Consider the following 11,691-nt stretch of genomic DNA (forward strand, 5'->3'; position numbering starts at 1 on the left):
CCCACACCATGTCCGATGACATCGACCTCGGCGTCCTCGCCGAAAGCTTTGCCGAGATGCTCGGCGCCGAATGGCCGCGCGAACGCGCGGTCGCCTGGTCGCGGGCGCCCGCGCTGATGGCCGATACGTTGTGGGAGCAGATGGCAGCGCTCGGCTGGACCGCGCTGACCATAGCCGAAGCGCATGGCGGGCTGGGACTCGGCACCGAAGCCGCCGCGGCGCTGCATTCGGCGCTCGGCGCGGTGGCGGCGCCCGTTCCCATGCTCGGGACGACGCTCGCTGCGGCGCTGGTCGCGGCGGCGGGCAGCGACGCGCAGCAGGCCGCGCTGCTGCCGCGGCTCGCCGACGGATCGCTGCGCGCCGCCGTGGCACAGCCGGGCGATGCGATCGTGGCGACCGACGGAAAGACCGCAAGCGGCACGGTTGCGGACATGGTCGACGCGCCGTCGGCGAACCTCCTTTTCCTTCGAGGCGACCAGGCGGGCCGGGCCTGCTGGCTCGCGATTCCGGGCGACGCGGCGGGGGTTTCGGTCGCCCGCGATGCGCTGACCGACGCGACCCGCACGCTGGGCACCGTCACGCTCGATGGCGTGGCGCTTGGCGATGATGCCATCATCCTGCCCGGCGATCCCGGCGCGCTCGACGATCTGTTGCTGCGCACCGCAGCGGTGGCGATCGCCGCCGATGCGATCGGCGGCGGCGAAGTCGCGCTGGCCGGCACGATCGACTATATGAAGATGCGCGAGCAATTCGGCGTCGTCATCGGGTCGTTCCAGGCGCTGAAGCACCGGGTCGCCGATCATCAGGCGGCGCTGGTCGCGGCGCGCGGACTGGTCGAGCATGCGGCGGGACTGGCGGCGGACGACCCCAACGCGCTGCTCGACGCGCTGTCGGCGAAACAGCATGTGACGCGGATCGTCGCGGAGATCGCGCGCGATTGCATCCAGCTTCACGGCGGGGTCGGCTTCACCGCCGAATATTTCCCGCATATCTATCTGAAGCGCGCCAAGCTCAACGAGGCGCTGTTCGGCACCCGGGTGGTCCTGCTCGACCGCATTGCCGACATGCTGGAGGCCGCGTGATGGGCCGGACATTCGACATCGTTTCCAAGGTCGGCGACGAGGCGGCTTTCCGACAGGAAATCCGCGACTGGCTGGCCGCCACCGTGCCCGCCGACTGGCGCCGGCAATGGCAGGCGGTACGCGAATCCGAACTCAAGGCGATCGTCGTCGAATGGCTCGATGAACGCCGCAAGGTCGGGCTGGCGACGCCGCATTGGCCGCGCGAGTGGGGCGGCCCCGGTATTCCCTTCGCGTATCAGATCATCGTCTATGAAGAATTCGCGCGGGCCGACGCGCCCGAACTCGACATGTTCACCATCTCGCTGTTCCACACCCCGGCTACGCTGTTCGAACATGGCACGCAGGAACAGAAGGACCGCTATATCGGCGGGGTCGCGCAGGGCGCCGACATCTGGTGCCAGGGATTTTCGGAGCCCGGCGCGGGATCCGACCTTGCTTCGCTGCGCACTGCAGCGCGGCGCGAGGGCGATCATTATGTCGTGAACGGACAGAAAATCTGGTCGTCGGCGGCGATGCACGCCGATTATTGCCTGCTCCTCGCGCGCACCGACCCGCACGGCAAGCGCAAGCATGACGGCATCTCCTATTTCATCATGGACATGAAATCGCCGGGGGTCGAGGTCCGCCCGATCCTGCAGATCACCGGCGAGTCCGAGTTCGCCGAAATCTTCCTCGACGATGTGAAAATCCCGGCCGAAAATCTGATCGGCGCCGAGGGCAATGGCTGGAACATCGCCCAATCCACCCTGTCGACCGAACGCGGCCTGCTGATCTTCGGCGCGGTCGAGCGGCTCGCGCGGTCGTTCGAGCTCGACGCCGAGGAGGCCAAGGACAGCTGGATGAAGGACGTCCAGCTGCGCCGAGAATACGCCGCCTTCCATGCCGAGCTTCAGTCGTTGCGGTTGATGATCCGCAAGCTGTTGATCGAACTCGAGGCGAATCCCGACAAGGCGTCGCCGACGCTGCCGACCTATATCAAGCTGATCTGGGGCCCGTTCCTGCAACGCTACACCGAATTCCTGCTGCGCGCCGATGGCATCGCGGCGCTGAAGTGGCAGCCGTCGATTCCGGGCACCGGGCACAGCAGCCGGCTGCGCATGAACGATTTCCTGAAAAGCTATGGCTGGACGATCGCGGGCGGATCGAACGAGGTCATGCGCAATATCGTATCGGAACGCATCCTCGGCATGCCGCGCGGCTGATCCGAAGACAGAATGATCGTGCGGGAGAGAGAATAGAGTGACCGAAGCATTGCCCGTCCGACCGGAGGCTTCGGCCTTTTACCGGCTCATCATTCCGCTGATGATCGCCGAGGTCGTCGCGGCGCTCGAACTGACGATGATCTATGCCGCGATGCGCAGCCTCGTCGCCGACTTCGGCGGCACGTCGTCGGCGGGCTGGCTGGTCACATCGTTCATGCTGTCGTCGGCGGCGGGCGCGGCGCTGTTCGGCCGGCTCGGCGATCTTTTGGGACGGCGGCGCATCCTGCTCTGGGTCGTCGCACTGTCAACGGTCGGATCGCTGATCAGCAGCGTCACCAGCGACCTCGGCTGGCTGATCACCGGGCGCGCGATGCAGGGCCTGGCCGGCGCGATCATCCCGCTGTGTTTCGGCCTGATCCGCGAACGGGTCGCGGCGGACCGCGTGCCGCTCGGCATCAGCCTCATCGCGTCGTCGGCCAGCATCGCGGCGGCATCGGGGCTCGTGATCGGCGGGCTGATCGTCGATTATGCCGACTGGTCGATGATCTTCAAGGTTTCGGCGGCGATGGGCGCCATCGCCTTCGTCGCGGTGCTGATCCATGTCGCCCCCGACAAGCGGTCCAACCTCGGCGGCGTGCGCGACGATCTGGTCGGCGGCCTGCTGTTTATCCCGGCGGCGGTGGGCCTGTTGCTCGCCATCGACAACGGGGGCCACGCCGGTTTCACCGATCCGATGACGATGGTCTATGCGGCGGTCGCCCTACTGTCGCTGATCGCGTGGATCTGGCGCGAACTCACCGTCGAAAATCCGCTGATCGACGTCCGGCTGCTGGCGAAGCCGCAGATCGCCTGGGCCAATATATTGTTCGTGACGATCGCGCTCGGCGTGTTTCAGGGTGGGCAGATCATGGCGCTGTTCGGCCAGCAATCGCCCGCGACCGGCGCCGGGCTGGGACTCAGCGCGACGCTCGCCGGCTTTTTGTTGCTGCCCGCGAATATCCTCACCGGGCTGATCTATCCGCTGGTGGCGCGCGCGAACCAGAAATTCGGTCCGCGCCGCGTCGCGACGACGGGGTGCCTGATGGTGGTGGCGTCCTTTCTCGCGCTGGTCGCCTGGCACGAGGATATCGTGACCGTGATGCTGTTGCTCGTGGTGCAGGCGGTCGGCCTCGGCATCGTGTACGTCACCATCCCGATCGTCATCGTCGGCGCGGCGCCGATGGACCGGGTCAGCGAAGCCACCGGGATGATGGCGGTGATCCGGTCGACCGCGATGGCGATCGGCGCCCAGACCGTCGCGACGATGCTGTCGACGGGGGGACATCACGGGACATCCACCGGCGTCTTCCCGACCGAGGCGGCCTATGAGAATGTCTTTCTGTTCGTCGCCGCCACCGCGCTGATCGGTGCGCTTGTGGCACAGAGACTCCCGCGCAGCCTTGCGGCCCCGTCGCAATGACCCAGGCGAAAGAACACCCCATGGACGAGCGGATCGCTCCCCTCTTCTCTCCCTTCGCACTGCGCTCGCTGCGCCTCGCGAACCGGATCGTCATGGCGCCGATGACGCGGGGCTTTTCACCGCGGGGTGTCCCCGGCGCCGATGTCGCCGACTATTATAGCCGCCGCGCCGACACCGGGCTGATCATCACCGAAGGCGTCGGCGTCGATCATCCCGCCGCGCTGGGCGGCAGCGGCGTCGATGGCGACAATGCCCCGCACATGTATGGTCAGGCGGCGCTGGACGGCTGGCGCGCGGTGATCGATGCCGTCCACGCCGCCGGCGGCGTGATCATGCCGCAATTATGGCATCAGGGCGTGATGCGCGAAATGGGCACGGGCCCCTTTCCCAACGTCGAAACGGTCCGGCCGTCGGGCGTCTGGGGACCACTCGACCGGACCGCGATGGTCTCGCCCGACTATATCGAACGGGTCGCGGCCCAACCCGGCCGGGCGATGACCGACAGCGAGGTCGGCGACGTGATCGAGGGCTTTGCCCGCAGTGCCCGCTGGGCCATGGAGGCGGGCTTCGACGGGATCGCGATCCATGGCGCCCATGGCTATATGGTCGATAATTTCCTGTGGGAGGGCACCAACGGCCGCACCGACCACTGGGGCGGCGACCATAAGGGCCGCACCGCCTTCGCCGCCGCGCTGGTCCAGGCCGTGCGCCGCGAGATCGGCCCCGATCCGGTGATCAACTTCCGCTTCTCGCAATGGAAACAACAGGACGTCCGCGCCCGCCTCGCCGATACGCCGCAGCAGCTGGAAGAGGTGCTTGGTCCGATCGCCGATGCCGGGGTGGATATCTTCGACGGCAGTCAGCGCTATTTCGACAAGCCCGAATTCGAAGGCTCGCCGCTCAACCTGGCGGGCTGGGCCAAAAAGCTGACCGGCAAGGCGTCGCAGACCGTCGGCGGGGTCGGCCTGTCGTCGGGGGTCTATGATTCGAAAAGGACCGGCGGCTCCGATGCGGCGCGCGAGAATGTCCACAAGGTGGCCGAACGCCTCGCGCGCGGCGAGTTCGACCTCGTCGGGGTCGGCCGCGCGATCATGCACGATCCGCACTGGACGCGCCGCATTCGCGAGGGCGAGGACCTGTTGCCGTTCGACGAAAATTCGCGGCTGGTGCTGACCTGACGCGGCGAGCGAGGAGAGCAAGCATGGCGGGATTGCTGGACGGCCGCACCGCGATCGTCACCGGCGCCGGGCGCGGGATCGGGCGCGGCATCGCGGTCGAACTGGCGCGCGAAGGCGCGAATGTCGTCGTCGCCTCGCGATCGCAGGGCAGCATCGACGAAACCCTCGCCGAAATTGGCGCCGCGGGCGGCACGGGCGTCGGGATGGTCTGCGATGTCGGCAATCAAGGCCATATCGCCGCGACCGTCGCCGGCGCGGTCGAGCGCTTTGGCGCGCTCCATATCCTCGTCAACAACGCGCAAAGTTTCGGCACCGCCGAGCAGCCGGCGCCGACACCGGTGATCACGCCGCTGGAGGATTTCAACGACGGCGAGTGGGACCGCACCTTTGCGACGGGTCCGACCGCAACCTATTATTTCATGAAGGCGGCCTTTCCCCATCTGAAGGCTTCGGGCGCCGGACGGATCATCAACTTTGGCTCCTACTGGGGGCAGGTCGGCTATGAAGGATCGGCGGCGTACAACGCGGCGAAAGAGGCGATCCGCGGGCTGACGCGGACCGCCGCGCGCGAATGGGGCAAGTACGGGATCACCGCCAATGTGATCAATCCGGCGATCGCCTCCGACGCGCTGCAGAGCTTTGTCCGCAACCAGGCCGACCATGCCCGAAAGGCGGTCGAGACGATCCCGCTGCGCCGCTATGGCGACATCTATGCCGACGGCGGCCGCCTCGCGGTGTTCCTCGCGGGCGACGATGCCTCCTTCCTGACCGGCATGACCTTCCAGGCCGATGGCGGCCTGTTCATGTCGCCCTAGGCGAGCGGGAGCATGTCATGACCCAGGGGTTCGCAGGCGATGTCGCGCTCGTCACCGGCGGCGCATCGGGTATCGGCGAAGCGATCGTGCGGCGCTTGGTCGCCGATGGCGCACAGGTGCTGTTCACCGATATCGACGAAGCCGCCGGTGAGCGCATGGCGGGCGAAATGCCGGGCGCCGTCACCTTCTTCCGCGCCGATGCGACCGTCGAGGCGGATACCGAACAGAGCGTCGCGGCAGCGCTCGCCGCCTTTGGCCGCCTCGATATCGCGATCAACAATGTCGGCAATTTCGGCGCCGGCGATGCCGCGGGAATCGGGCTGGAAGACCTCGCGCTCGCGGCCTGGGACAACACCCTGCGCCAGTGCCTGACGAGTTGCATGCTCGGCATGAAATATGCGCTGCCGCCGATGCTCGCCGCCGGGTCGGGCAGCATCGTCAACGTCGCGTCGCTCGCGGGGATCCGGGTGACGCGCTTTGCCTCCTATGCCTATCATGCCGCGAAGGCCGGGGTCGTGCACCTCAGCGAAGCGGCGGCGGTGCTCTATGCCGATCGCGGCATTCGCGTGAATGTCGTGGCGCCCGGCCTGACGCTGACCCCCAATATCGCGCGGGCGATGAGCGAAGAGGCGCGCACCGCGCTCGTCGGCGAATTTCACCCGTCGCGGCAGATGGTGTCGCCCGAACAGATTGCCGATGCGGTGGCTTGGGCCGCCGCGCCCGCCGGCGCGCGTGCGACGGGGCTGACGATCCCGATCGACGGCGGCTGGTCGGCGCGCTGAGGCCGCTCAGGGCAGGCTGGTCACGTCCGCCCGCGCATCGGGATGCCCGTCCCAATACTGACCCCAGCTCTCGTCCGATTGCGGCAATTCGCAGCGGAAGCGATCCTCGCGCCCCGGCCATTGGTTGAAATCGATCGTGCGCGGCGCGGTGCGCGGGTCGCCGACGAACAGGAAACGCGGCCGCCGTCCGAGAAAATACCAGCGCCCGTCGACGCGGCAATAGCGGTCGAAATAGACCATCAGGTTGACGATCCAATGGTCGCCGTCCTCATGCTCGGCGCGGCAATAGACGGTGCCGCGCGCGCTGTCGGTGGCGATATCGGTGATGACATGGCCGGCGACCTGGTGAAAGCTGCGGTAAAAGCCGGCGAGCACGCGGCCGTAAAAGGCGCGCGCGCCGGTCGCCCCCAGCCCGTCGTCGCCGAAGCGCGTCTGCGGCGCGAACAACGCGCCGAGATCGTCCAGGTTTCGGCTGTCGACCGCGCGCGCATAGCGCGCGGCAAGTTGCTGGATGGCGAGCTGCGCTTCGACCTTCTCCAACCGCTGCGCCCAATCCTCCGTCGCGCCGTCCGCCATCGACTCCCCCCTTGTCACCTGATTATATCAGTATACTATTTAAAAGACGTCAGACGAACAAGGGGAGAGTGAGCTATGCTGCAAACCGCGACGATCGCTATGACCGACGAGGCCGGCCCGGCGGAGCCTGAGCGCGGGCAAACCACCGGCGCGACAGCCGGAAACGGCGCGCAGCCGCTGGACGTCGCGCCGCTTTTCACGCCGCTGACGATCGGCCGGCTGACGCTACAAAACCGCTTCGTCATGGCACCGATGGGGCGCGGTTCGGCGAGCGACGGGGTTTTGTCGCCGGGCTATGCCCCCTATTATGCCCGCCGCGCCGAAGGCGGAGCGGGACTGGTCATCGGCGAAGCGACCGCGATCGATCATCCGACCGCGATGCATATGCGGACCAGTTCGACGATATATGGTGCGGGCGCCGAAGCCTGGGCGAAGGTCGCGGATGCCGTGCATGCCAAGGGCGGCGCGTTCATGCCGCAGATCTGGCACGCCGCGCTGATGCGTTCGCCTTATCCGGCCGACGACCCGAAACTGGAAATGGCCAACCGCGATATGAAGTCGATGGGGCCGTCGGGGCTTTATATGCCGGGGCTGATCGATCCGTCGCTGACCCCGCCCGACCCGGTGCAGGTCGAAGAGCCGATGACGGTCGCCGAGATCGACGATTGCATCGCGTCCTATGCCCGCGCCGCGGCGACCGCGATGGCAATCGGGTGTGACGGGATCAACATCCACGGCGCGCACGGCTATCTGATCGACGAATTCCTGTGGTCGCGCTTCAACCGCCGCACCGACGCCTATGGCGGCAGCCTGGTCAACCGCGTCCGCTTCGCCGCTGAAGTGGTCGCCGCCTGCCGCGCCGCGACGGCGCCCGACTTTCCGATCATGCTGCGCCTGTCGCAGTGGAAACAGCAGGACTATCGCGCACGGATCGCCGAGTCCGCCGACGAGCTGGCCGAAATCGTCGAACCGCTGGCGGCGGCCGGCGCCGACCTGTTCGACTGTTCGACGCGGCGGTTCTGGGAAGCCGAATTCGCCGGATCGGACCTCAGCCTGTCGGGCTGGATCAAAAGGCTGACGCGAAAGCCGACGATGATGGTCGGCTCGCTAGGGATCGCCAGAGAGGTGCTGGAAAAGGACGCGATGGCCGCGCTGCGCGCCGTCGCGGCCGGCAGCAAAGCGGCGGCGCCGACCGACATCGCGACGATCGACGGCCCGCCGCATATGCTCGAAGAGGCGCTGCGGCGCTTTGCACGGGGCGATTTCGATCTGCTGGGGGTCGGACGGATGATGATCGCCAATCCCGATTTCGCGAACCGCGTCCGCGACGGCGACTACGCCGCGCTGCAGGTTTACCGGACCGAACATCTGATGAAGCTCGAATGATCTAGCTCTCGCTCATGGGCGGCGCGAAGGCGGCGGTGACGGGCGTGAAGCGCGCCGGCCGCCCTTCGCGTTTCGCCGCCAGCGCTTCGCCGAAATCACTACCATCGAGGGTTTCGCGTGTCAGCCTTGCCGCATTCGCCCGCGCCGTTTCGAAATCCTCGCCGCTCGCATCGCCAAGCTGGCGCTTGATCAGCGCAAAACTCGACGGCGCGCCCTGCGCCAGTTCGACCGCATAGGCCAAGGCCGCATCGTGAAAGCCCGCGAGCGGGAACAGGCGCGAAACAAGCCCCTTGGCATAGGCTTCGTCGGCGGCGATCCGCCGCGCGGAGAGCAGCATTTCGGCGGCATTGCCCGGACCAATGAGCCGCGACAACAGCCACGCCAATCCTCCCTCGGCGCACAGTCCAAGCTTGGCGAACGGGGCGACGAAAACCGCATCGTCGGCGGCGATGCGAATGTCGGCCGAACAGGCGAGCGCAAGCCCGATCCCGGCGCACGGACCATGGATCGCGGCGACGACGGGCTTTGGCATCGACATCAGCCCGTCATAGCGCAGGCCGCCCGAGCCCGAATTCTGCGCCGCCGGATCATCGGAAAGCTCGTCGAGAACCTGCAGGTCGGCGCCGGCGCAAAACGCCCGCCCCGCCCCCGTCAGCAGCACGACCCGCACTTCGGGATCGACGGCGGCGCGGGTGAAAGCGGCGGTCAGGCCGCGCGACAATAAACCGTTGGACGCGTTCAGCCGGTCGGGACGGTTGAGGGTGATCCGCGCAACGCCACGCTCAACGGCATAGAGAACGACATCCTGCCCCTGGTCCATCTACCAGCCCGCCAGATCCGCCGCGCGAAGCCGGTGGCGGCTGGGCGATCCCAGCCAGGCCCAGTCGAGCATGGCGCGCTTCATGTAGATGTGCGTGTCATGCTCCCAAGTAAAGCCGATGCCGCCATGCGCCTCGACCGTGTCGCGCGTCACCTGGAGATAGGTGTCGGTCAGATGCGCCTTTGCCTGCGCCGCGGCATGCGCAGCCTTTTCGGGCAGCGCATCCCACGCATGCGCGGCGTACCAGTACAACCCACGCGCCGGTTCGGTCGCCAGCGCCATTTCGACGAGTTGGTAGCGCAGCCCCTGAAAGCCCGCGACCGGCTGGCCATATTGTTCGCGCACCCGGGCATAGTCGACCGACATCGTGACACAGCGCTCGGCGCCGCCAAAGGCATCGGCGGCGATCAGGACCGCAGCGGCGTCGATCAGACGGTCCCGCACCGCGCGCCCATCCGGGAGCAGCTCGGCCTCAGCGCCGTCGAAAACCACCGTATCGACCGGCCGGGTGCGATCGCCGCTGTCGATCCGCTGCGTGCTATAGGCCGCGCCCTTCTCGACCAGCGCCAGCCCTTCGGCCACGCCGACGACGATGAGATCGGCTTCCGCGGCGTTGGGCACCAGCACCTTGGTGCCGGTCAGTCCCCCAGCCGCCGACAATTGCCATTCCCCCGGGAGCCAGGCGCCCTTGCCTTCGCCGAAGGCGACGGTGGCCAATATCTCCCCCGCCGCCAGCCGTGGCAGCCATTTGGCCTTTTGCGCATCGCTGCCGCCCAATGCGATCGCGACAACCGCCAGCGCATGGCCGAGCCAGGGCACCGGCGCGGCATAGGCGCCGAGCAGTTCGGCGACGACCGCGAGATCGACCATGCCCAGCCCGAGGCCGCCCTGTTCCTCGGGTACGAAGATCGCGGGCAGGCCCATATCGCCGAGCGCGGCCCATAGCTCGGCGTCATATTGCGCCTCGCCCGCGACATTGAAAATCTTGTGGACGCGCAGCGAATCGCAGCGGTCGCGCAGCAGATCCTCGATCGAGGCGAGCAGCGCGAGTTGGTCGGCGGAGAGCAGGAAGTTCATGCGCCCGCTCCCTGCGACCGGTCGCGCGGCAGACCGAGACCCCGTTCGGCGATGATGTTGCGCTGGATGTTCGATGTGCCGCCGGCGATCGACATCGACAATGAGATCATGAAGCGCTCGATCCATTTCAGCCGTGCACCGCCCATGTCGGTGAAATCATCCTCGATGATATCGCGCGCGAGCTTGGAAATTCGCCCCGCGAGCTCGGTCATATAGAGCTTCGGCATCGTCTGAAACGGTCCGATGTCGCGGTCGTGCATGTCGTGCGATGTCGCGCGATAGGTCGAGTAAGTGAGCGACATCAACTGGCCCTCGATCGCGGCCAGTTCCTCGCGAATGCGGGGATCCTTGATCGCGGGCGCCCCGTCGCGCTCGACCTCCTTCGCCATCTTCACCAGGTCGCGGAACATCGACAGGCTCCACGTCATCGACGAAATGCCCGACCGTTCGTGTTTCAGCGTCGAGCGGGTCACGTTCCAGCCGCGACCGCGCTCGCCGACCAGCATGTCGGCGGGGGTCTCGGCATTGTCGAAGAACACTTCGTTGAATTCCTTCTGGCGCGTCATCTGGACCAGCGGCCGCACGGTCACCCCGGGCTGCCGGATATCGATGAGCAGATAGGAAATGCCGGCATGCTTCGGCGCATCGGGTTCGGTGCGCACGAGGCAGAACATGTGCGTCGCCTTGTGCGCGTGGGTGGTCCAGATTTTCTGGCCGTTGATGATCCATTTGTCGCCGACAAGCTCGGCCTTGGTGCGCAGCGATGCGAGGTCCGACCCGGCATTGGGTTCGGAAAAACCCTGCGCCCAGACGATGTCGCCGCGCAGCGTCGGCGCGATGAAGCGGTCCTTCTGGTCCTCGGTGCCCCATTCGAGCAGCGTCGGGACGACCAGCCCATTGCCCGGAATGCGGCCCGCCGGCGCGCGCGCCTTGGTCAGTTCCTCGCGGATGATCTCCGCCTTGCCGATATCGGCTGCCTGTTCGCTGCCGCCGAAACGCCGGGGGATCGCACGGTGCAGATATCCGCGTTCGGTCGCCGCGATCACGAACGCCCGCTCGTTCTCGCGCGATTTCAGATTGCCGTCGGCGGGCGGCCAATGCTGGCCGATGAAGTCCCGCACCTCCTGACGAAAGGCGTCATACTCCGCCCCGAAGCCCAGTTCCATCCTCAATCCTCTATATGATTAGCGCTTACCCTCCTTCAAATGCTGCGGCCGCCAAGAGTCAATCGAAAACGTGATAATCAGATAACTAAGTCACTTGATTATACAGCAGCCGAGGCGCAGGTTTGTCGGCGCCGGATTCGCGGAAAGC

General features: G+C 66.8%; 11 protein-coding genes. 7 read left to right on the forward strand and 4 right to left on the reverse strand.

The features are described from left to right. The first annotated feature begins 8 nt into the window (after positions 1 to 8). The 6 genes from AC07U1_RS01945 to AC07U1_RS01970 are packed head-to-tail and all read left to right on the forward strand — an operon-like array spanning position 9 to position 6,518. Positions 9 to 1,082: an acyl-CoA dehydrogenase family protein gene (locus AC07U1_RS01945; protein WP_495178755.1), complete on the forward strand. Its 1,074-nt coding sequence runs from the start codon at positions 9 to 11 to the stop codon at positions 1,080 to 1,082. Further along, the gene (locus tag AC07U1_RS01950) at positions 1,082 to 2,284 is read left to right on the forward strand and encodes an acyl-CoA dehydrogenase family protein (RefSeq protein WP_187139048.1); all 1,203 of its coding nucleotides are present in this window, start codon (positions 1,082 to 1,084) and stop codon (positions 2,282 to 2,284) included. Before AC07U1_RS01945 ends, AC07U1_RS01950 begins: the two co-directional genes overlap by 1 nt. A 37-nt stretch (positions 2,285 to 2,321) precedes the next feature. Beyond that, positions 2,322 to 3,743: an MFS transporter gene (locus AC07U1_RS01955; protein ID WP_495178756.1), complete on the forward strand. Its 1,422-nt coding sequence runs from the start codon at positions 2,322 to 2,324 to the stop codon at positions 3,741 to 3,743. Between the two features lie 20 nt (positions 3,744 to 3,763). Beyond that, on the forward strand, positions 3,764 to 4,921 hold the full coding sequence (locus tag AC07U1_RS01960; RefSeq protein WP_495178757.1) for an NADH:flavin oxidoreductase: 1,158 nt from the start codon (positions 3,764 to 3,766) through the stop codon (positions 4,919 to 4,921). 23 nt (positions 4,922 to 4,944) lie between these two features. After that, positions 4,945 to 5,736 carry an SDR family NAD(P)-dependent oxidoreductase gene (locus tag AC07U1_RS01965; RefSeq protein ID WP_495178758.1) on the forward strand — a complete coding sequence of 264 codons (792 nt, stop codon included), beginning with the start codon at positions 4,945 to 4,947 and terminating at the stop codon, positions 5,734 to 5,736. Positions 5,737 to 5,753: 17 nt separating this feature from the next. Then, positions 5,754 to 6,518, forward strand: a complete 765-nt coding sequence (locus AC07U1_RS01970) for an SDR family NAD(P)-dependent oxidoreductase (RefSeq protein ID WP_495178759.1) — start codon at positions 5,754 to 5,756, stop codon at positions 6,516 to 6,518. A gap of 6 nt (positions 6,519 to 6,524) precedes the next feature. Here the strand turns inward: AC07U1_RS01970 and AC07U1_RS01975 are convergent, their stop codons facing one another. Further along, a complete protein-coding gene (locus AC07U1_RS01975; protein WP_495178760.1) occupies positions 6,525 to 7,094 on the reverse strand; it encodes a nuclear transport factor 2 family protein in 570 nt (189 codons plus the stop codon). A gap of 75 nt (positions 7,095 to 7,169) precedes the next feature. On the opposite strand from AC07U1_RS01975, the gene AC07U1_RS01980 reads away from it, so the two are divergent. Beyond that, entirely contained in the window at positions 7,170 to 8,480 is a 1,311-nt protein-coding gene (locus AC07U1_RS01980; RefSeq protein ID WP_495178761.1) for an oxidoreductase, read from the forward strand. A gap of 1 nt (position 8,481) precedes the next feature. Here AC07U1_RS01980 and AC07U1_RS01985 read toward each other — a convergent pair whose 3' ends face one another. From AC07U1_RS01985 to AC07U1_RS01995, 3 genes are read right to left on the reverse strand one after another with little or no spacing between them, the layout of a single operon-like run. Beyond that, the gene (locus AC07U1_RS01985) at positions 8,482 to 9,300 is read right to left on the reverse strand and encodes an enoyl-CoA hydratase-related protein (protein ID WP_495178762.1); all 819 of its coding nucleotides are present in this window, start codon (positions 9,298 to 9,300) and stop codon (positions 8,482 to 8,484) included. Then, positions 9,301 to 10,377 (reverse strand): acyl-CoA dehydrogenase family protein, encoded by a 1,077-nt coding sequence (locus AC07U1_RS01990; RefSeq protein ID WP_495178763.1) that lies wholly within the window; start codon positions 10,375 to 10,377, stop codon positions 9,301 to 9,303. After that, positions 10,374 to 11,543, reverse strand: coding sequence for an acyl-CoA dehydrogenase family protein (locus tag AC07U1_RS01995; RefSeq protein ID WP_495178764.1), 1,170 nt, complete (start codon positions 11,541 to 11,543; stop codon positions 10,374 to 10,376). The genes AC07U1_RS01990 and AC07U1_RS01995 overlap by 4 nt, the downstream gene beginning before the upstream one ends. Positions 11,544 to 11,691 lie beyond the last annotated feature (148 nt).

Source organism: Sphingopyxis sp. GW821-FHT02C12 (assembly GCF_059421785.1).

What these genes read in the sequence shown, in the direction of transcription:
- AC07U1_RS01945 (WP_495178755.1), top strand. Translation starts at nt 9, where the DNA reads ATGTCCGATGACATCGACCTCGGCGTCCTCGCCGAAAGCTTTGCCGAG.
- AC07U1_RS01975 (WP_495178760.1), bottom strand. Translation starts at nt 7,094, where the DNA reads ATGGCGGACGGCGCGACGGAGGATTGGGCGCAGCGGTTGGAGAAGGTC.
- AC07U1_RS01990 (WP_495178763.1), bottom strand. Translation starts at nt 10,377, where the DNA reads ATGAACTTCCTGCTCTCCGCCGACCAACTCGCGCTGCTCGCCTCGATC.
- AC07U1_RS01950 (WP_187139048.1), top strand. Translation starts at nt 1,082, where the DNA reads ATGGGCCGGACATTCGACATCGTTTCCAAGGTCGGCGACGAGGCGGCT.
- AC07U1_RS01960 (WP_495178757.1), top strand. Translation starts at nt 3,764, where the DNA reads ATGGACGAGCGGATCGCTCCCCTCTTCTCTCCCTTCGCACTGCGCTCG.
- AC07U1_RS01980 (WP_495178761.1), top strand. Translation starts at nt 7,170, where the DNA reads ATGCTGCAAACCGCGACGATCGCTATGACCGACGAGGCCGGCCCGGCG.
- AC07U1_RS01970 (WP_495178759.1), top strand. Translation starts at nt 5,754, where the DNA reads ATGACCCAGGGGTTCGCAGGCGATGTCGCGCTCGTCACCGGCGGCGCA.
- AC07U1_RS01995 (WP_495178764.1), bottom strand. Translation starts at nt 11,543, where the DNA reads ATGGAACTGGGCTTCGGGGCGGAGTATGACGCCTTTCGTCAGGAGGTG.
- AC07U1_RS01965 (WP_495178758.1), top strand. Translation starts at nt 4,945, where the DNA reads ATGGCGGGATTGCTGGACGGCCGCACCGCGATCGTCACCGGCGCCGGG.
- AC07U1_RS01985 (WP_495178762.1), bottom strand. Translation starts at nt 9,300, where the DNA reads ATGGACCAGGGGCAGGATGTCGTTCTCTATGCCGTTGAGCGTGGCGTT.